The organism is Emticicia agri (assembly GCF_004168285.1).
GTDB classification, from domain to species: domain Bacteria; phylum Bacteroidota; class Bacteroidia; order Cytophagales; family Spirosomataceae; genus Emticicia; species Emticicia agri.
This window is the reverse complement of sequence record NZ_SEWF01000024.1, coordinates 88,662-107,377: the sequence shown is the minus strand read 5'-3', so window position 1 is coordinate 107,377 and position 18,716 is coordinate 88,662. Positions and strand designations below refer to the sequence as shown.

The 18,716-nt window shown below is 38.8% G+C and carries 20 protein-coding genes and 1 pseudogene; 6 read left to right on the top strand and 15 right to left on the bottom strand.

Going from position 1 to position 18,716, the window contains the following annotated elements; all coding sequences use genetic code 11:
* Positions 1 to 38: 38 nt before the first annotated feature.
* A pseudogene (locus EWM59_RS16625) lies at positions 39 to 1,202 on the top strand (IS256 family transposase); the annotation flags it as partial.
* Positions 1,203 to 1,221: 19 nt separating this feature from the next.
* On the opposite strand, the gene EWM59_RS28800 reads toward EWM59_RS16625, so the two are convergent.
* The 8 genes from EWM59_RS28800 to plsY form a co-directional block, all read right to left on the bottom strand.
* On the bottom strand, positions 1,222 to 1,407 hold the full coding sequence (locus EWM59_RS28800) for a DUF1016 N-terminal domain-containing protein (RefSeq protein ID WP_207220002.1): 186 nt from the start codon (positions 1,405 to 1,407) through the stop codon (positions 1,222 to 1,224).
* Positions 1,385 to 1,684 (bottom strand): DUF1016 N-terminal domain-containing protein, encoded by a 300-nt coding sequence (locus EWM59_RS28795; protein WP_374755951.1) that lies wholly within the window; start codon positions 1,682 to 1,684, stop codon positions 1,385 to 1,387. Before EWM59_RS28795 ends, EWM59_RS28800 begins: the two co-directional genes overlap by 23 nt.
* Before the next feature lie 102 nt (positions 1,685 to 1,786).
* Positions 1,787 to 2,776: a VWA domain-containing protein gene (locus EWM59_RS16615; RefSeq protein ID WP_130022352.1), complete on the bottom strand. Its 990-nt coding sequence runs from the start codon at positions 2,774 to 2,776 to the stop codon at positions 1,787 to 1,789.
* Between the two features lie 188 nt (positions 2,777 to 2,964).
* Complete coding sequence (gene murQ / locus EWM59_RS16610) at positions 2,965 to 3,786, bottom strand: N-acetylmuramic acid 6-phosphate etherase (protein WP_130022351.1); 822 nt, start codon at positions 3,784 to 3,786, stop codon at positions 2,965 to 2,967.
* Positions 3,787 to 3,946: 160 nt separating this feature from the next.
* Positions 3,947 to 5,065: an FG-GAP and VCBS repeat-containing protein gene (locus EWM59_RS16605; RefSeq protein WP_130022350.1), complete on the bottom strand. Its 1,119-nt coding sequence runs from the start codon at positions 5,063 to 5,065 to the stop codon at positions 3,947 to 3,949.
* A gap of 104 nt (positions 5,066 to 5,169) precedes the next feature.
* Positions 5,170 to 6,558 (bottom strand): FAD-binding oxidoreductase, encoded by a 1,389-nt coding sequence (locus EWM59_RS16600; RefSeq protein WP_229239375.1) that lies wholly within the window; start codon positions 6,556 to 6,558, stop codon positions 5,170 to 5,172.
* A gap of 6 nt (positions 6,559 to 6,564) precedes the next feature.
* Positions 6,565 to 7,944: a dipeptidase gene (locus tag EWM59_RS16595; protein ID WP_130022349.1), complete on the bottom strand. Its 1,380-nt coding sequence runs from the start codon at positions 7,942 to 7,944 to the stop codon at positions 6,565 to 6,567.
* Between the two features lie 134 nt (positions 7,945 to 8,078).
* Entirely contained in the window at positions 8,079 to 8,684 is a 606-nt protein-coding gene (plsY, locus tag EWM59_RS16590; protein WP_229239374.1) for a glycerol-3-phosphate 1-O-acyltransferase PlsY, read from the bottom strand.
* A gap of 466 nt (positions 8,685 to 9,150) precedes the next feature.
* On the opposite strand from plsY, the gene EWM59_RS16585 reads away from it, so the two are divergent.
* Both EWM59_RS16585 and rnhB read left to right on the top strand, forming a co-directional pair.
* Positions 9,151 to 10,539, top strand: a complete 1,389-nt coding sequence (locus EWM59_RS16585; protein ID WP_130022348.1) for an MATE family efflux transporter — start codon at positions 9,151 to 9,153, stop codon at positions 10,537 to 10,539.
* On the top strand, positions 10,536 to 11,129 hold the full coding sequence (gene rnhB, locus EWM59_RS16580; RefSeq protein ID WP_130022347.1) for a ribonuclease HII: 594 nt from the start codon (positions 10,536 to 10,538) through the stop codon (positions 11,127 to 11,129). The genes EWM59_RS16585 and rnhB overlap by 4 nt, the downstream gene beginning before the upstream one ends.
* 48 nt (positions 11,130 to 11,177) lie before the next feature.
* Here rnhB and EWM59_RS16575 read toward each other — a convergent pair whose 3' ends face one another.
* The 3 genes from EWM59_RS16575 to EWM59_RS16565 all read right to left on the bottom strand — a co-directional run bounded on the left by EWM59_RS16575 (position 11,178) and on the right by EWM59_RS16565 (position 13,848).
* Positions 11,178 to 12,014, bottom strand: coding sequence for a sugar phosphate isomerase/epimerase family protein (locus tag EWM59_RS16575; RefSeq protein WP_130022346.1), 837 nt, complete (start codon positions 12,012 to 12,014; stop codon positions 11,178 to 11,180).
* A gap of 114 nt (positions 12,015 to 12,128) precedes the next feature.
* On the bottom strand, positions 12,129 to 12,929 hold the full coding sequence (locus tag EWM59_RS16570) for a PKD domain-containing protein (RefSeq protein WP_130022345.1): 801 nt from the start codon (positions 12,927 to 12,929) through the stop codon (positions 12,129 to 12,131).
* Between the two features lie 136 nt (positions 12,930 to 13,065).
* Entirely contained in the window at positions 13,066 to 13,848 is a 783-nt protein-coding gene (locus tag EWM59_RS16565; protein ID WP_130022344.1) for a TIGR00266 family protein, read from the bottom strand.
* A gap of 258 nt (positions 13,849 to 14,106) precedes the next feature.
* Between EWM59_RS16565 and EWM59_RS16560 the strand changes: the two genes are divergently transcribed.
* On the top strand, positions 14,107 to 14,526 hold the full coding sequence (locus EWM59_RS16560) for a hypothetical protein (RefSeq protein WP_130022343.1): 420 nt from the start codon (positions 14,107 to 14,109) through the stop codon (positions 14,524 to 14,526).
* A 40-nt stretch (positions 14,527 to 14,566) separates the two neighbouring features.
* Here EWM59_RS16560 and EWM59_RS16555 read toward each other — a convergent pair whose 3' ends face one another.
* Complete coding sequence (locus tag EWM59_RS16555) at positions 14,567 to 14,872, bottom strand: YtxH domain-containing protein (protein ID WP_130022342.1); 306 nt, start codon at positions 14,870 to 14,872, stop codon at positions 14,567 to 14,569.
* Positions 14,873 to 14,998: 126 nt separating this feature from the next.
* On the opposite strand from EWM59_RS16555, the gene EWM59_RS16550 reads away from it, so the two are divergent.
* Positions 14,999 to 15,667: a YdcF family protein gene (locus tag EWM59_RS16550; RefSeq protein ID WP_130022341.1), complete on the top strand. Its 669-nt coding sequence runs from the start codon at positions 14,999 to 15,001 to the stop codon at positions 15,665 to 15,667.
* A 27-nt stretch (positions 15,668 to 15,694) separates the two neighbouring features.
* Here EWM59_RS16550 and EWM59_RS16545 read toward each other — a convergent pair whose 3' ends face one another.
* A complete protein-coding gene (locus tag EWM59_RS16545) occupies positions 15,695 to 16,057 on the bottom strand; it encodes a CoA-binding protein (protein WP_130022340.1) in 363 nt (120 codons plus the stop codon).
* Between the two features lie 215 nt (positions 16,058 to 16,272).
* Here EWM59_RS16545 and EWM59_RS16540 point away from each other — a divergent pair, with 215 nt between their 5' ends.
* Complete coding sequence (locus EWM59_RS16540; protein ID WP_130022339.1) at positions 16,273 to 16,854, top strand: NUMOD4 domain-containing protein; 582 nt, start codon at positions 16,273 to 16,275, stop codon at positions 16,852 to 16,854.
* A 134-nt stretch (positions 16,855 to 16,988) separates the two neighbouring features.
* Here the strand turns inward: EWM59_RS16540 and EWM59_RS16535 are convergent, their stop codons facing one another.
* Together EWM59_RS16535 and blaOXA are read right to left on the bottom strand one after the other, a co-directional pair.
* Positions 16,989 to 17,747, bottom strand: a complete 759-nt coding sequence (locus EWM59_RS16535) for a LytR/AlgR family response regulator transcription factor (RefSeq protein WP_130022338.1) — start codon at positions 17,745 to 17,747, stop codon at positions 16,989 to 16,991.
* A gap of 31 nt (positions 17,748 to 17,778) precedes the next feature.
* A complete protein-coding gene (blaOXA, locus tag EWM59_RS16530; protein WP_130022337.1) occupies positions 17,779 to 18,567 on the bottom strand; it encodes a class D beta-lactamase in 789 nt (262 codons plus the stop codon).
* Between the last annotated feature and the right edge of the window lie 149 nt (positions 18,568 to 18,716).

Here is an 18,716-nt window from a genome sequence, read left to right as displayed (position 1 = left end):
AGGGATTTTTGCGCCATTGATGAATCGGATCGCCGAAGCGACATTTTCTGGAAGCAGCTTTAGCGGGGGAATTGGAAAGCCATCTGGCAGAATCAAAAGCAAAAGGGATAGTTAATCGTAAAAATGGAAAGACAAGCAAACAGGTAAAGAGTTTATCTGGGGAATTTGAACTGGAGAATAGTAGAGACCGTTCAGGGACTTTTGAGCCTATGATTTTGCCAAAGAGACAGGTAATAATCACAGAAGAACTTGAAGCTAAAGTTATAGGTTTATATGGTTTAGGGATGTCTACCAGAGATATATCTTCACATATCAAGGAGCTATATCAAATGGATATTTCAGCTACGCAGTTATCAACCATTACAGACAAAGTAATTCCAGCCATGCAGGAATGGCGTAGCAGACCCTTAGAGAGCATCTACCCTATTGTTTTTATGGATTGCATACATTATAAAGTTAAGGAAGATGGCAGAGTGGTTTCACGAGCTATATACAACATTTTAGGAGTAGACTTAGAGGGGAAAAAAGACTTAATAGGTATGTACGTGGCAGAAACAGAGGGTGCTAAGTTCTGGCTTTCTGTCTTAACAGATTTAAAACGAAGAGGTGTAGAGGACATTTTAATTGCTTGCATTGATGGATTGAAAGGCTTCCCAGAAGCAATAGCTACTGTATATCCCCAAACCCAAATACAGCTCTGCATTGTCCATCAGATACGGAATAGTTTAAAATACGTTCCTGAAAAGGATAAAAAGGCTTTTATAGCTGACCTGAAACTTGTTTACACTGCTGTAAACAAAGAAGAAGGTTTTAGACAATTAGAAGCTTTAGAAGCTAAGTGGGGCAAGAAATATATTATTGCTGTTCAATCCTGGTTTACTAATTGGGAAAACTTATCAAGTTTCTACGAGTATGCAGAAGACATTAGAAGATTGATTTATACCGCAGCGGCGGCCGCAACAAATCCTATAGAGGGTTTTCATCGTCAAGTCAGGAAGGTTACCAAAACTAAAGGTTCGTTTACTTCAGATACAGCACTCTTGAAACTGATATATCTGGTTGTACAGAGAATCTCTCAAAAGTGGACTATGCCTGTCCGAAATTGGAGTGTTACTTTATCGCAGTTATACATCATTTTTGGTAATAGAATGAAATTTCATAATTTTGAAAAAACTCACTTGAAGACAACTCCAAGTGAGTAGTAAAAATACTTGACACAGTTCAGTTTACACTCCCCCATTTGGCTAAAAGTAAAACTTCCTCTTTATTCTTACTTAGTGCTATCCGATGGAATAGCATGCTTTTCATTTGTCTCTTTAATTCTCGTACACTCCAGTTTTCAATTTCCGTCTGGCGTACATAAAATTCAATTTCAAGAGGCTCATCAGACTTTAAAAATTTCTTCAAAATAATGACTCCAAGTTAATTTGTGAGACACTGTCTCACTATTTGGGAAACTAAGATATAATTTCCTCATATAGAAAACGTTGGAACGACTAAATCCTTTGCCATATAGTGTAGATAAATCTTGTGAAAGTTTATCAAGTAAACCACTACCATACTCGGCTTTTTCGTTTCCCTTTTGTTCAAATTCGACAATATACTGACCTATAAACCAGTAAGTCTGAACTAAAATAGTATTGATACTTTGAGCAGCTTTTTGGCGAGCGTTTTTTAACGTAATACCAATTTCTTAAAGTAGGTCTTCATATTTTTCAGACGGGGCTGACAATTTACTCATAATATGTCTTATCAATTACTTTTTCTAAAGATAAAAGATAGATTTTCAATCCTCCAAAATATTCCCAACAAAAGTATTCTTAAAAAAGAAGGCGGTGAGTAAGAAAGCTACTGCCCAGTTGAGGTAGATGTAATAGAAGTCTTCAACATCGCGGTAGACACTATCCTTGATTTTTACTTTTTCCAGACGGTTGATTTGGACGAAGATGTTTTTGAGAGTTTGGTTATCAGTAGCCGTAAAGAATTGCCCGTTGCCTTCTTGTGCAATCTTTTTCAGCGTAGATTCATCTACTTTTACATTCTGGCTGTCTCGTCCTACCAGAATGGTATAAACTTTTATGCCGAACGATTTGGCTAAATCTGCCGCTGTCAGTGGGTCGAGTGTTCCGGCTGTGTTGTCTCCGTCGCTTAGAATAATGGCTACCTTACTATTACCCGGTACATCTCTTAACCGATTAATGCAAGTAGCTAAAGCGCTCCCGATGGCCGTGCCGGACGTTTGTATCATGCCACTGTTTATCTCATTCAGATACTCATTCAGCATCTCATAATCGGTGGTAAGCGGACAAATGGAGTAAGAATCGGCGGCGAAAATAACTAACCCAATACGGTCTTGGAAACGTCCTTTAATGAACTCACGGGCTACATTTTTTGCGGCATCCAGTCGGTTAGGATTCAGGTCTTTTTCTAACATCGACTCTGAAATATCCATTGCCAGCATAATATCTATCCCTTCTGAAAACTGTTCCTTACTTTCTTTCACCCGTTGCGGACGAGCCAATGAAAGCAGAACGCAGGCAATACCTAATACGAAAAACAAAGGGGGGAGAAAACGCAGATAACTTACTAAACGGGTTTTAAGCTGGGGATTGCTCAACGACAACCCTAATTTTTGCTGACCTCTGTTATAAAATAACCATCGAAGCAGAAACAAAAAGGGGATTCCGGCTATGGCATACAGATAGATTCTATCAGCCCAAACGAACGAACGCAGGGTTTGAGGAGTAAGCCAATCTATCGAAAACCAATCCCACATGAGTTAATGATGAATTGTGAATTAGCGAATGATTGTCTGAACTCTGATTTACCTGATTTAATGATTTTAGTGATTGAAATAGAAAAATTGTTAATGTATTTAGCAATTAAGTTTAGTGATTATAAATCAATAAATTTAAATCAGTGTAATCTCAAAATCAGTTAAATCAAAGTTCAGACAATTTCCATTCAATTCTTATAATTATCTATCGCATTTCTAACACTGCCATATTGAAGTACCAGGGCATGAGCTTCGTCGTGTGGGATTTTCAGTTCGTTCATCACCATTCGGGTAGCTCTTTCAATGAGTTTGAGGTTGGTTAATTGCATATCTACCATTTTGTTTCCTCTTACTCTTCCCAGTTGAATCATCACAGAGGTAGAAATCATATTCAATACTAATTTCTGGGCAGTGCCTGCTTTCATGCGTGTACTACCTGTTACAAACTCCGGTCCTACTACGGCTTCAACAGGGTATTCTGCCTCGGCGGCTATGGCACTTCCGGTATTACAAACCACACAACCGGTCAGGATTCCATGCTGACGGGCTGTTCTTAAACCTCCTACCACATAAGGTGTACGACCAGAAGCAGCAATGCCAATTAAAGTGTCTTTTTCGTTGATTTTATATTTCTCTAAATCTATCCACGCCTGTTCTATATCATCTTCAGCATTTTCAACAGCTTTTCTGATGGCTTTATCGCCACCAGCCATTATACCTACTACCATGCCATGCGGGACACCAAAAGTAGGAGGACATTCGGAAGCATCTACTATTCCTAAGCGACCGCTTGTTCCGGCACCGATATAAAAAATTCTGCCGCCTGCTTTCATGCGGGGTACTATCTGACTCACTAAAGCTTCAATTTGCGGAATACACTTTTCGACAGCATGAGGTACTGTCTTATCTTCATTATTGATATTTACCAGTAATTCCCGCACCGACATCTTTTCAAGATTATCATAATGCGAACTTGATTCTGTTGCCAGTTTTTCTAAGCCAAGAGACATAATTAAGTTTTATAGTAGTTTTGTTTTATGTATCACGATTTTTTAAATCGTCGAAAGCGTCGTTAAAAGCAATAATAATATAAATGTATTCAACTTAACGTGTTGACGATTTCCGTAGCGACGAACCGTAAAAATCGTGCGGGCGGCGTACCGCATACAATTACTTATTCCAATAAATAATCAGGTTTTTAGAGGCTCTTCCTGCAGCAATTAAATCTATCTTACCATCACCATCTAAATCGGCACTTTGCATATCTTCACAAGCCATCGTGTTATCATCTATTGTATATTCGCTCCATTGCGATAGTGTTTTATCAGGGATATAAAATCTGATGCCTACTTTTTTATCTTTGTTAGGTTCACGCCAGCCTACGGCTATTTGTGGTCTGCCTAATTTCAGAAAGTCGGCTAAAGCAAGGGCATGCCCCTGACTCAGGTTTTCGTTCAGCACAACAGGTTCTTTCGTAGGGCTTACCCATACCAGTTTATTGCCGTGCATGGGCTGAACGGTTGCAAAATAGCCATTTTTGCTCACTTCTGTATATTTTACTTCTCCTATCTGCATATTTTCATGCGTTTTGCCCGATTTTTCCCACTTATCTATGTACTGATAGGTTCGCAAGCCTTCTTTTCCGCCAATAGTAAGCCAGGTAGTATTTTTATCTTCTTTTATCTCAAAATTATGTGTCAGGTGCATAGTCGAATCAATCAAGGTTCGCTTCCATTCGGTTTTAGGATTTTTGGGCATGTTATATCCCCATATTTTTACACCTGCGCCTTCGCCATTTTTGTTTCCTAATCCATGTAGCGGCACAACTACCAACTGGTAGGTATTTCCGGTTTTTACCCATTTCATCCGGTGAATGGTTACTTCATGATGCAATTCAACGGCTTCCCATTTTTGTGTAGGGTCGGCAGGACGAATCAGGTAATGAACCGAACCCGACTTACTAAGGTCGTTTGTCTCGCCCGGATTCCAGTTGGCACCAACAGCTACTTCTACTTTTCCATCGCCGTCTATATCTCTTGCGGCAATACAAACATTGTCACGGGCTGTCAGGTTCTCAATCATCACAAAACGTTTCCAGTCTCCGTTCCTGTACCAGACAAACTGTTTCTGGTCGGCCATTAATATATCCGGTTTTTTATCTCCGTCTACATCGCCAATGGCTAAACCATAGCCAATACTTACCTGATTGTCAATGGTTTGAGGAACGAAATTGGGTGTTTGCGCAAAACAAATCTGAACAAATAACAGCACACAAAGAAAAGTTTTCATAGGTTTGAGGGGAGTCAATGAAACATTTGCAAAGTTTATAATAAAATTTATTTATTACGACTGTCGGAACAATAAACTTTGATGGAGATAGTGGCTAAGAGAAATTAATCAAGTGATGGCAGTAGCTTGCCAGGATTCATGAGATTAAGAGGGTCGAGCGCTTGCTTGATAGCCCACATTGTATGTATGGCTTTACCATGTTCCAAGGTCATATAAGATAATTTACCTATCCCTATCCCATGTTCGCCTGTGCAGGTACCTTCCATTGCTAAAGCACGTTTTACTAACCGCTTATTAAGGGCTTTGGCTTTCTCAAATTCTTCCGGGTCATTCGGGTCAATTACAATCGTCAGATGAAAATTCCCATCACCTACATGCCCCAGGATGGGTGCATATATATCCGTTTCCTGAATATCTTTCTGGGTTTCAGTAATACATTTCGCTAATCTTGAAATCGGTACACAAACATCGGTTGACATCAATTGTCCATCTTTTCGCAACGCTACAGAGGCAGGAGCGGCATCGGTACGGGCACGCCATAGTTTAATACGGGCGGCTTCGTCTTTCTCCCAGATAAACTCATTCGCATCAAAACTATGAGCAATGGCTTCTACTTGTGTAATTTGCTCTTCTAATTCGGTCTGTGAACCATGAAATTCTAAGAAAAGTGTGGGTACTTCGGCATAACTCAGGGCAGAATAGCAGTTGATAGCTGTCATCATCTGCGCATCTAACAATTCGATTTTAGCCATTGGTATTCCTTTCTGAATAGTCTGAATAGCCGTATTCACTGCCGCTTCTACTGTGGGGAAAGAACAAACCGCCGCATAGATGGCTTGCGGATAACTATGGAGTTTAATAGTTAATTCAGTAATCACCCCAAGTGTACCTTCTGCTCCTACAAAAAGATGGGTGAGGTCGTACCCTGCCGAAGATTTTTTGGCTTTGCTTCCGGTTCTGATAATTTGTCCGTTAGCTAATACCACTTCAAGCGATAGTACATTTTCTTTCATGGTGCCATATCGCACGGCATTGGTCCCTGATGCACGGGTGCTTGCCATACCGCCCAGAGTAGCATTTACACCCGGGCCAATCGGAAAGAAGAAGCCGCTACCCTGTAATGCTTCATCTAACTGGTTGCGGGTAACACCGGGCTGAATGGTAGCGTACATATCTGCCTGATTGATTTCCAGCATCTGATTCATCAACCGGAGGTCTATGCAAACACCGCCTTTCAAAGCCAATATATGCCCCTCTACAGAAGTGCCTGCGCCAAATGGGATAATGGATATCTGATGAGTGGCACAAATCTTGACAATTTCAGAGATTTCTTCAGTAGAAGATGGATACACCACATAATCGGGCGGGGTGCAGGCATGATAACTAAATCCAACCCCATGTTCGTTCCGAATAGTTTCATTGTCTATAATACGGTCGTGTAATAGTTGCTGTAACTGCTCAAAAACGATTTGCTTCGCTTGTGTATCCATCATGATAACTTATTTCATTAAGGCTGCGTAATGCTTATAAAACAAAGGAATAGTTTCGATACCCTTAAAAAAATTAACCAGCCCATAATGTTCGTTTGGTGAGTGTAGCGCATCAGAATCAAGTCCAAAACCAAACAAGATAGATTTTAAGCCTAATTCTTTTTCGAATAATGCTACAATCGGAATACTTCCACCACCACGGGTTGGTACAGGTTTTTTGCCATAGGCTTCTTCCATTGCTAACATAGCGGCTTTATAGCCTGCCGATTCGGTTGGCGTAACATAAGGTTGCCCTCCATGATGGCGTGTAACCGTTACCTTCACTGTAGGTGGTGCAATGGCTTTGAAATGGGCGTCAAATAGTTCGGCTATTTCTTCCCAGTCCTGATCCGGTACCAGACGCATCGATATTTTAGCAAAGGCTTTCGAGGGTAAAACAGTCTTTGAACCTTCTCCTGTATAGCCTCCCCAGATACCATTTACATCTAAAGTAGGGCGAATAGAAGCACGCTCACGAGTGGTATACCCTTTTTCGCCTGTTACTTCGGCAATAGCCAAATCAGCTTTATAATCTTCTAAATCAAATGGTGCTGCTTCTAAAGCATCTCTTTCTTCCTGAGTCAGCTCGGCTACTTTATCATAAAAACCTTTCACAGTTATTTTTCCGTCAGCATCATGCAAAGAGGCAATCATCTGACACAATACATTTACCGGATTGGCTACTGCCCCGCCATATACCCCCGAGTGTAAATCACGGTTCGGCCCGGTAACTGATACTTCCATATAAGTTAATCCACGTAGACCTGTTTCTACTGATGGAATATCGTTGGCAATAATTGAAGTATCAGAAATAAGAATGACATCGGCTTTCAGTTTTTCTTTGTTTTCTTTTACAAAAGTACCCAGATGCTCAGAGCCCACTTCTTCCTCTCCCTCAAACATAATCTTTACATTGCAAGGCAGATTTCCATCGGCCAGCATCATTTCAATGGCTTTTACGTGCATATAAATCTGCCCTTTATCATCGCAGGATCCACGGGCAAAAATAGCCCCTTCGGGGTGTATTTTTGTCTTTTTGATAGTAGGCTCAAACGGCGGAGAATCCCATAATTCGTAAGGGTCGGCAGGTTGAACGTCGTAGTGTCCATAAACGAGAATAGTCGGTAAAGCTGTATCTACAATTTTTTCGGCATATACTACCGGGTGTCCGGCAGTAGGCACAATTTCGGCTGTATCAAGTCCGGCGGCTAATAATTTTTCTTTAATATATTCGGCTGCACGAATCATGTCAGGCTGAAATTTAGAATCGGCACTGACAGACGGAATCCTTAGAAAATCAAACAACTCATTTAAAAAACGGTCTTTGTTCTGGTCTATATAGGTACTCATATATATGTGTTATTGTTTGCCCGGGTATATCGGGCAAGCGTATTACTTGTTGATAAATAAAAGCAAAAAAATATCTTTTCTGTACTACAAAGTAAAGTAATTGATGGAGAGAATACAATTTTAGAAAGGGTGATTTATTTCTTAGTACCGAATTTATTTTCGGTTCCTTTCATTAAACGCTGAATATTATGGCGGTGAGTAAATACCAGAATAAGGAACAACGCAGCGGCAAAAGCAATATAATAGGGGTCTCGATTAGGGTTTACCTGCCACACGTTCAATGCAATCTGTACAGGAAAAGCCAAAGCACCTATCATAGAACCTAAAGAAACGTATCTGGTAAGAAAAACAATGATAAAGAAAACCACCATGCATATAATCACAGTCATCGGAAAAGACGCTGCTATCACACCTAATGCGGTTGCTACGCCTTTGCCACCTCTGAATTGAGCAAAAACCGGGTAAAGGTGCCCGATTACAGCAGCAAGCCCCATGAGCATTGGTAAATATCTGGTGGTATCAGGAAACAAAAAACTTGCAGCAAGCACAGCAAGAAAGCCTTTGAGGAAGTCGATGATAAGAACGATAATGCCTGCTTTTCGGCCAAAAGTACGTAAAGAGTTGGTTGCTCCTGCATTACCACTTCCATGCTGACGAACGTCTATTCCATGAAAGATTCTACCATACCAAACAGCCGTAGGGATAGACCCTAACAAATAGGCAATTACAACGCCCATCATAATCATACAAATTCCCTTGTTTAAATAATGAAGGCGCAAATCTATAAAAAAATTGTGAGATTTGAAGATTTAAAATTTTATTAAAATTTATAAATAGCTGATAGTGAGAGTATTGTCAATTGAAAATTTTTTTATAAAATTGTATATTTTTCTTAAAGAAGATTTTTGTTTATTATCTCTCACGATAAATATCATATATAAAAGTTTGTTGTATTTCACAATACAAGTTACTAAACCGATTTAGGTTCAGGTGAAAATTTTTTTGTAAACATTAAATCTTTTTTCTTGAGTCAATGTTATTTAAGAAGACATACTATTTTTATGGGTTAAGATATAAGGTCTACGCTTCCCACAACAAACATTTAATTCCTGAAAAAGTGTGCCTGTCTTTAGGTCTTCTGCTAAAGATTATTGTACAACAAACGCAAATTTGGCAAAATCAGGCTTGCTATTTCCTTCAAAAGCTATGAAAGTAAATCTATTATCTGCTTCTTTTAAAGAAGAAACAAGTAAAACTTTATCGTTGGCTATACCCATTATAGTGGCTCAGTTAGGCAGTATTCTTATGGGGGTAACCGACAACATTATGGTAGGCCACTATTTAGGTAAAATAGGCCTGGGTGTGGCAGGCATTGCCAACTCTATTGCTTTTGTGATTTCGTCTATTGGCATCGGAGGACTTGCGGTTGTAGCACCATTGATATCTAAAGCCAAAGCAGAACGAAATATACCGGAAGTCAATCGTCTGTTCAGAGCAGGTTGGTGGGCTGCCGTTTGGTTCGGACTGATATTGGGAGCGATAGGGTTTATTTGTGTTTACTTTTTTGATATTTTTCAGCAATCTGCCGAAATCAATGCCAAGTCCCCTACTTTCATGGGTATCATTATTGTATCAAGCTTTTTTACTTTTCTGTTTATTGCTTCCAAGCAATTATCAGATGGATTGTCGCGTACATATGTAGCCATGATTATTACTATACTCGGGCTTGTCTTCAACTTTGTATTCAATGCCATACTTATTAATGGCTATCTTGGTTTTCCGGCTATGGGGCTCAATGGTGCGGCTGTTTCTACACTTTTTACAAGAATATTGATGGTGATAGCAATGCTGGCATATTTGTATAAAGCCAAAGCATTCAGAAAATACCTTAACCGGAAATATAATCCACTACCTGTAAGTGATTTAGTGAAGTATATTTTTAAAATCGGAGTGCCAAGTGGTTTACAGTTTTTCTTTGAAATAGCTGCTTTTTCGTTAGCAGTCATAATGATGGGATGGTTGGGCGAGAATCAACTGGCGGCTCATCAGATTGCTATAAATGTGGCATCTGTAACTTATATGATGGCTGCAGGCCTGGGTGTGGCAGGTGGTATAAGGGTAGGTGAGGGTAGAGGATTAAAAAATATTCAGAAAATAAAAATGTCAGGCAATGTAGCATTATTGCTGGTCATAGCTTTTATGACCTTAATGATGTTTTTAATGATTGGCCTGGACAGGTTTTTAATAGGCTTATATATTTCAGACCCTGAGGTAGTAAAAATAGCAGTCAGACTGATGCTCATAGCGGCCGTTTTTCAGTTGTCAGATGGCATACAGGTAGTAGCCTTGGGTATTCTTAGGGGCATTGCCGATGTAAATATTCCGACCTGGATTACCATGTTTGCTTATTGGGTTGTAGCTTTGCCATTAGGTTATTTCTTAGGCTTCACTCTGAAACAAGATGCTATCGGCATTTGGATAGGGTTATTTGCAGGCTTAACTATGTCGGCTATTTTGCTTACTTCACGCTTTTATTATATGGTAGGTAAAATGAAAAAATCTGAACAGTATTCTTTAGAAACAGCAGGTGCATGAAAGAGAAAAATCTTTGGTCATACTATAACAAACACGTAATAGAAGCAGGTCTTGATGAAGCTGGTAGAGGGTGTCTGGCCGGACCTGTATTGGCAGCAGCAGTAATTCTACCCAAAGACTATAAACATTCATTGCTGAATGATTCAAAGCAACTAACCAAAAAACAACGCAATAAGCTACGTACAGAAATAGAAAAAGATGCACTGGCCTATTATGTAGCAAAAGCTACAGAGGCCGAGATAGATAAAATTAATATTTCAAAGGCAAGTTTTTTAGCGATGCACCGGGCAGTAGAAGCTTTGAAAATTCAGCCGGAACATTTGTTGGTAGATGGCAATCGCTTTGTGCCTTATCCGCTTATTCCGCATACTTGTATTGTAAAAGGCGATGAGAAATTTTTGTCAATAGCCGCCGCTTCTATTTTAGCCAAGACCTATCGTGACGATCTGATGGAAGAGTTAAGTTTAGAGTTTCCCTCTTATCGATGGCATGAAAATGCGGGGTATCCTACCATCCATCACCGAAATGCCATTCTTCAAAACGGGCTTACGCCTTATCACCGGTTGACATTCAAGTGTATTAAATATTAAGTGTTATGTGTATCACGATTTTTCAAATCGTGATACAAGTAAAAACTATCAGAATTTCAAATCTTTCAGATAAGCCGCATCGTTTTTCATACTTTCAATCGGGCTTACCGGATATTGCTCCTGCTCTACCAGATAATACTTAATACCTGCATCTTTTGCTGCACGCAATAGGGTTTTATAGTCAATAATCCCTTTTTCCAAATCTGTTTGTTTGGGTTTAGGGTCTTTGGTTTCCAATTGTTTTACATGGCAAAGTTCGTAGCGTTTGCCATATTCTTTCAGGTGAGCCAATGTATCTTCGCCTGAGGCTTCAATCCAGCACATATCTAACTCAAACATCACTAACGATGGGTCGGTATTTTCTAATAAAATACGCTGACCTTTTACACCGTTTGCATTTTGGAAAGAGTATGAGTGATTATGATAACCGTATTTGATACCATATTTTTTGGCAGTTTCGCCATGTTTACTGAAAGTCTCTGCTTTTTGTTTCCAGGCATCAGCCGATGGTTGCATACCAATAGCCGGACAAATCACATAACTTAAACCGGCTTCTGCACATTTCGCAATCATTGCCTCGTTGGTATCAGGCAAACCTAAATGGGTACTTACCATTTTCACACCGATATCAGATAAATAACTTTTTGCCTCTTTCGGAGTCATTCCCCAGAACGGGTCTTTCGAGTAGCTCTCAAAGTACTCATAGCCCATATCAGCCAATTGTTTCATATAACCTTTAGGGTCTTTAGGCAATACATCACGGATACTGTATAGCTGACAACCAAATTGTTTCAGCGTTCCTTTAGCTTCTACTCTGTTCGCTATCAGGGCCAATGCTGCCAGAGAAGCAGATTGTTGTAAGAATTTTCTGCGATCAATCATCATAGTTTTTTGCAGGAGGTTTTGGTTTTAATTAAATACACGGCAAGTTAGTAGATTTTATAGCACAAATGGAATGATAAGTATCATTTTTTTGTGATGTTAAATCATAATTTAATCTTATCGTTCGGTCAGACAACAAGTATTATCATATCTGATAATTAATATACCTTTGAGATCTTCAACTTCAACCTTATACTTAATCCAAAAACTTTCAGTATCACAGCTACAGGTTTTATTATCTTTTTTTAATACTTCTATCACTTCTATTTTTTGAGGACTATTGTAATGAGACAATCGGCCTCCTATATAATACTTAAGATACATACCTGGTCGGCGATCGGGTCCTAATATATATTGTCCTATTTCATTATAACCTTTTATGAAAATAGTTTCTATAAAGCGCTCAAAAGTTTTAGGACCTTCTCTTTTAGGATCATGAGTAATAACAAAATCAATGGGTACTGAGTAGTCTTTGTATATTGATGTCTTATAAGCACAACAAAACCAAAACTGATTCTCAAATTTTACTCCTTCTTCACCATCAATAAATGAGAGCTTTCCTAAACTAAAGGTGCCTTCAAAACTCATGCGAGTTGGAATCCTTACGGTTTCAACAAGTACTTTTCGTTGCTTTGTGTGACTCTTACCATTAGCCGAAGTGGCTGTTAGCGATACCATATAAGTAGTATTCTTTATATACTGAATAGTTGTGTCAAAGGCCGTAGAGGTAACATCGTTGCCAAAATCCCAATGAAATTTTGAGGCATTTTTAGAAGTGTTTTTATAAATTACTTTGCCGTGCGTATCAACTTTAAAAGTAAAATCGGCTTTTGGTGCTATAGGGTCATCTATAGAGCAACTTTCAGAAATGCAAAAAAAGAACCCTGCAAGGGTAAAACAGTATATTGCTTTTTTCATGAGGTATAGATTGATAGTACAATTGTATCTTAATATGGATAAAAAAGCACCATATTTCTTAATCTTTAACGTATAATTAACAAAAAAAGGCACAGATAGCCAACTACCTGCGCCTTTACCTAAAACATATAAAATCTTAACCTTCAAACATTTTACCTAAGCCACCTAATACAGAGCCGCTTTCTTTATTGGCATTACCGCCATAAGGAGCCAGACGCTGAATCAGTTTTGAAATAGGCAATGACTGAATCCAGACTTTACCTGTGCCACGAAGCGTAGCCAAGAATAAGCCTTCACCACCAAAAACCATCGATTTAAGGCTGCCGGCCCGCTCAATATCAAATTGGAGTTGTGGTTCGAAACCTACTACGCAACCCGTATCTACACGTAAAGTTTCATTATTCAACTGGCGTTCGATAACCACACCACCAGAGTGAATGAATGCCATGCCATCGCCTTGTAGTTTTTCAAGAATAAAACCCTCGCCACCAAAGAAACCTGAACCGAGGCGTTGGTTAAAATGGATAGAAATGCTTGTACCCATAGCCGCACACAAGAAAGCATCTTTTTGCACAATCAGGGTGTTACCCATAATCTCAGATAGATTAACTGCTTTAATAGTTCCCGGATAAGGTGCTGCAAAGGCTACTTTACGTTTCATCTGAGGGACACGGTTGGTAAAGTGAGTCATAAAAATAGACTCGCCCATCAGCGCACGACTACCTGCCTGCAATAATTTACCAAAAAAACTTTGTTGTGGCTGCGAGCCATCACCCATTTTGGTTTCAAACTGAATGCCGTCTTCCATGAAGAGCATTGAGCCTGCCTCGGCAATGACGGTTTCATAAGGGTCAAGTTCGATTTCGACAATCTGAATGTCTTCACCAAATATTTTGTAATCAATTTCGTGAGAACGCATAGCTATATAATTGGGTTTATAATTTTGCGACGAATATAGAGGTTTAGCAGAATATCTTTCAAAAAAAACTACATAAATGGGTAGATTGTTGAGGGAGTGGTAAATTTCAGAATATTTTAAAATCTTTCCAACCTTTTAGCCTTATTTAGTATCATTGTAGTAGATGTAGAGAATTTTAGACAATATGACGTGGAACGATTTTTGGACTAAAAACTCTGATAATACGAAAGATAGCTTAAAAAATTAAAGAAAGACGTTATGAAAAGGTTAATGGTATTGATGATGGTGGCATTGGCAACTGCCTGTGCAAAAGACGAGGTAACAGAACAGAAGGCTTCGTTTGGTAGTACAATTGAAACAGCTTATTCTAAAGCAGTAGTGCTACAGGAAGGTGTTGAAGTAAAAGTAACAAAAATAGAGGACAGTCGTTGTCCGAAAAGCGTGGTTTGTGTTTGGGAAGGAATGGTGAAGGTTTTCATAAGTGTTTCTGAAAAAGGTGCAACAAAGGAAGCAGTGATTGAAATAAAAGGTGGCGAGCAAAAGCCTGCTTCTACTACAGTAGAACTGAATGGTACTACTTATGCAATTGAGGTAACAGACGTATCGCCTTATCCACAAACACCAGACCCAATCAGTTTGCAGGATTACAAAATCAGCTTTACAATCAGGAAAGCTTAATAAAAAAAGAAAGGCTAACCAATCGGTTAGCCTTTCTTTTTTACTCCTGTGGTTCGGTTGGCGGCGGTGTCGGATTTTCAGGTTTGTTACCACCGAATAAATCCTGTAAGAATTTTTCAGCTCCCGGAAAATACTGCTTCAACGCTTCTGCTCCTTCGGTTTTCAGTTTCTCAAAATATTCAGGTGCCTTGTCAAGTGCTTCTTCTGCTTCACCCTTAAATTTTGTACCTTTCTCTTTTAAATCGGCCAATGCCTTTTCTCCCTCTTCGGTCTGTAAATATTTGTGTAACGCTACACCCGCAGCTGCTCCCAGTACGAATGTGGCTAAGTGTTTTGCATTTACCATTGTCTTAAATTGATTTGTTTTAATTAAATAACCAAAACTTAATTTCTGACGAAATTATGCAGTAAAAGTATCAATAATTTATGATGATAATCTATAATTTTGCCCATAGGTAAAAAATATTGATAAATGGACGAAAACCTTATTGACTATTACGCCCGCCTGTTGTTTGACTATCATTTTTTGCAACAGCCACTACAAAAGGCTGATTGTATTTTTGTATTAGGCAGCCACGACCCCAGTGTGGCCGACTACGCTGCCCAGTTGTATAACGAGGGTTTTGCTCCATATATTATTTTTTCGGGTGGAGTAGTGCGTCCGGTAGGAGAATTAAGAAATACAGTGCCCAAAACTGAGGCAGAAGCATTTTTTGATATTGCCATAAGCAGGGGGGTGCCTGCCGAAGCTATTCTGTTAGAAAACGAAGCTACTAATACAGGGGCAAATTTTATATGTACAAAAAAACTACTGCAAGAGAAGAACCTGAATTTTAAGCGTTTTATACTGGTTCAGAAACCTTATATGATTCGGCGGACTTATGCTACGGCAATGGTACAGTTTAAAGAATTTGATTTTGTTGTTTCAGCTTTGCCCGATACTTATGATTCGTATATAGCTCGTTGTCTGGCTGAGGGTATTACTAAAGAACGGGTAATTAGTAATATGACAGGAGATTTACAAAGACTAAAGATTTATCCCGACAAGGGTTTTCTGATAGCGATGGACATACCGGAAGAAGTCTGGTCGGCTTACGAGAGGCTGCTGGAGTTAGGATTTGAAGGACGTATGGCAAGTTGAGTAACTTGCCATTTAATAAACAGCTTGTTAATATTGCCCTGTAGAAAGCATCACAAGGGTGCACGCCTCTAAAGGTTCTATTTTATTTTTAGCGAGCAAGGCTTCAAACTCAGGATTTTCTGTGCCCGGATTAAATATCACTCTCTTGGGTTTTAAACCTACAATATACTCATAATACTCGGGCTGACGTTTGGGGCTGATATACATCGTAACAGTATCTACACGCTCTAATGCAGGTTTACTGGTGTGTATTTCGTTACCGCCGATTTTCCCCTGGTCTCTGCCTATAAGTTCAATTTCATGGCCATGATATAATAACCTGTTGGCAGCTAAAAATGCGTAACGTGTTGGGTCGGTGGATGCGCCTATAATTAAAGTTTTTTTTGACATATGCCGTGCTTTATAGAATTAAAACATTTATATAAATAGCTTTCGTTCCTGAGTTTTGTATTAAACCTTTATTTTAAAAAACAATTTTTTGTATAAAATGTTGTTATAATGCAAGAAATCCTTAACTGTCGATACTTATACCCATACTTCTGCTGGCATACTTTTTTATTATAGATATGACATAGTTAAGAATCAATAATTATATAATTTTTGTGATGAATAGAGGACTGAATAGTGAAAAAAATGCTCTTTGGGCAGAACGATGGACACCCGTTGTCATTGACGTAGAAGGAGTTGAAAATCCGCCTCGCTATGAGGTCTCAAATTTTGGTCGGCTCCGTAGCTTGCAGAACGATGCTAAAGGTACAATTATCAAAGGCTCGGTTATTCAGGGATACAGATCACTGAATGTAAGGTTACCTAAGGGAAAAACGTTTAACCGTTATATTCATAAATTAGTGGCCGAAACTTTTGTGAAAAGAGAAAGTGCTGACCATAAGTTTGTTATCCACCTCGACTACGACAAAATGAATAACCATTTTGAAAACCTGAAATGGGTAACAAAAGATGAAATGGTAGAACACAACCGCGAAAATCCTGCTGTAAAGAATAAACCGATTCCGAGAAACACAAAGAACTACAAGCTGACTGAAACAAAGGTCAGAATGATAAAAAAGATGCTTCAGAACGAAAATACCCGACTGAAAATGATAGCAAAACAGTTTGGTATTACGCATACACAACTGAATCGTATACGCTCGGGCGAAAACTGGGGCTATCTGAAAACAGAAGAGTAATAATTGCTTGCTTATTGATGTGATAGAATACTTTGCTGAAGTATCCGGGTCTTCTCTGTGTACATTTATACAAAAATAAAACAGGAACAACATGCGCTGCTCCTGTATATATTTGTAAACTTTTTAGTTGAAGTTTACCGAAGAGTTATTTTGCCCAGCTCAGTCAGAAAATCCTCTTTTCTGCGACGGGCTACTTCTACCTCATAATTGTCTGACATGATAGCAAAGCCGCCTTCGCCTTTTACGTATTTTTTTACGTGACGCAGGTTAATCAGGTGTTGATTATGTACCCTGCAAAAGTTATAAGGGGTCAATAATTCCTCATATTCTTTTACATTTTTTGAAACAATGATTTTCTTTTTGTCGGCCAGATGAAAAACAGTATAGCTACCATCGGACTCACACCGGATAATTTCTGAAATCGGAATATAAAAAACGCCTTCCTGTGTCGGAAGCGCCAGTTGCATATTTTCGTTTTTAGGTGTCCGGATATTCTGCAACAATAATTCTATACTATGATTGGTGTCTTTCTTCTTGATTCGGTCTATTACCTTTTCAACCGAATAATCAAGGTCATCTATATCTACAGGTTTAAGCAGATAATCAATGGCACCAAACTTAAAAGCCTGAATGGCATACTGGTCATAACCCGTTACAAATATTACCTCAAACTTTACTTCGGGCATGGCATTGAGCATATCAAATCCGGTTTTGCCTGGCATTTGTATATCTAAGAATACCAGATCCGGTTTCAGGCGTTGGATAGTAGCAATACCCTCATCTGCTGAATGAGCGGCACCTAAAAGTTCTATTTCAGGATAACGTTCCAATAATTTGGCAAGAGCCTGGCTGCCTCTTACTTCATCATCAATAATCAGGGTTTTAATTTTCATAAAAGATAGTTTTCTATAGCGTTTTTGGGTATTAGATAATGCCTAATTTTTTTAAAATGGTATTGGTTATTTCAATCCTGTCTGCTCCAAAATTGGGCATATCTTTTTCTACAGGTTTATAGATGCGGGTAGCAAAAAAATATATATTGTCTTTCTTTTCTATATACCCTACATACCAACCTATGTCTTTAGGAGGCGTATCGTACCAACCTGTTTTGGCTCTCAGCACATAGTCAGCTGTTTTTTCCCGAATCATGATTCTCTTTACAATCTCAAATGTTCTTGCAGAGAAAGGCAGTTTCTCTTCATGTAGTTTTACCAGAAACTCAATCTGGTTTTTAGGAGATATATTCAGGCTCGACCCCAGCCAGAAAGTTGTCAATCCTGCACTAATGTCTTTATTGCCGTAATCAAGGGCTTGCAGGTATTGCTGATAGTTTTTCTCACCAATTCTACGGGCCAGTTCCTGATAAAACCAGACTGTTGAATTTTTATAAGCATTTTTCAAATCGTGGTCGGTATTCCATGTTTCAATCCGGCGCTTCTGTCCGTCCCATTTAATTACCTCATTTTCATCTTTAATCACTCCTGTTTCTAAAGCTATCAGCGAGTTAGGTATCTTGAAAGTTGAAGCCGGTGAAGTGGGTCTGACAAACTCGGCTTTATCGCTTACTATATATTCTTTCTTTTGATAATCGTATAAAAAGAAGCCGCCTTCTACATCTTTTTCCTTAAAGTATTGGCTAAAATCTTCAATTTTCTGAGAGAAAATATTTTGCGAAAATCCGAGAATAAAAATAAAAGTAAGTAGTTTTTTCATTCTAATGAAGCATGAAGTAAATTTGGACTGATTTCTAACAAAAATAGGTAGCTCACGAGGAATTATCGATGAAATAGTCTGTTTTTTTGCGAAGATTTTTATTCTACAAAAAATCAGGATGTCAGAGTTATCTAACAATCATCTGTCAG

Bases quoted from the DNA above. Each gene is read 5' to 3' on its own strand.
- EWM59_RS16540 (WP_130022339.1), top strand. From the start codon at position 16,273: ATGAATAGAGGACTGAATAGTGAAAAAAATGCTCTTTGGGCAGAACGA.
- EWM59_RS16605 (WP_130022350.1), bottom strand. From the start codon at position 5,065: ATGAAAACTTTTCTTTGTGTGCTGTTATTTGTTCAGATTTGTTTTGCG.
- EWM59_RS16570 (WP_130022345.1), bottom strand. From the start codon at position 12,929: ATGAAAAAAGCAATATACTGTTTTACCCTTGCAGGGTTCTTTTTTTGC.
- EWM59_RS16550 (WP_130022341.1), top strand. From the start codon at position 14,999: ATGGACGAAAACCTTATTGACTATTACGCCCGCCTGTTGTTTGACTAT.
- EWM59_RS16575 (WP_130022346.1), bottom strand. From the start codon at position 12,014: ATGATGATTGATCGCAGAAAATTCTTACAACAATCTGCTTCTCTGGCA.
- EWM59_RS16555 (WP_130022342.1), bottom strand. From the start codon at position 14,872: ATGGTAAATGCAAAACACTTAGCCACATTCGTACTGGGAGCAGCTGCG.
- EWM59_RS16560 (WP_130022343.1), top strand. From the start codon at position 14,107: ATGAAAAGGTTAATGGTATTGATGATGGTGGCATTGGCAACTGCCTGT.
- EWM59_RS16600 (WP_229239375.1), bottom strand. From the start codon at position 6,558: ATGATGGATACACAAGCGAAGCAAATCGTTTTTGAGCAGTTACAGCAA.
- EWM59_RS16545 (WP_130022340.1), bottom strand. From the start codon at position 16,057: ATGTCAAAAAAAACTTTAATTATAGGCGCATCCACCGACCCAACACGT.
- EWM59_RS16535 (WP_130022338.1), bottom strand. From the start codon at position 17,747: ATGAAAATTAAAACCCTGATTATTGATGATGAAGTAAGAGGCAGCCAG.
- EWM59_RS16565 (WP_130022344.1), bottom strand. From the start codon at position 13,848: ATGCGTTCTCACGAAATTGATTACAAAATATTTGGTGAAGACATTCAG.
- murQ (WP_130022351.1), bottom strand. From the start codon at position 3,786: ATGTCTCTTGGCTTAGAAAAACTGGCAACAGAATCAAGTTCGCATTAT.
- rnhB (WP_130022347.1), top strand. From the start codon at position 10,536: ATGAAAGAGAAAAATCTTTGGTCATACTATAACAAACACGTAATAGAA.
- EWM59_RS16595 (WP_130022349.1), bottom strand. From the start codon at position 7,944: ATGAGTACCTATATAGACCAGAACAAAGACCGTTTTTTAAATGAGTTG.
- blaOXA (WP_130022337.1), bottom strand. From the start codon at position 18,567: ATGAAAAAACTACTTACTTTTATTTTTATTCTCGGATTTTCGCAAAAT.
- EWM59_RS16615 (WP_130022352.1), bottom strand. From the start codon at position 2,776: ATGTGGGATTGGTTTTCGATAGATTGGCTTACTCCTCAAACCCTGCGT.
- plsY (WP_229239374.1), bottom strand. From the start codon at position 8,684: ATGATGGGCGTTGTAATTGCCTATTTGTTAGGGTCTATCCCTACGGCT.
- EWM59_RS16585 (WP_130022348.1), top strand. From the start codon at position 9,151: ATGAAAGTAAATCTATTATCTGCTTCTTTTAAAGAAGAAACAAGTAAA.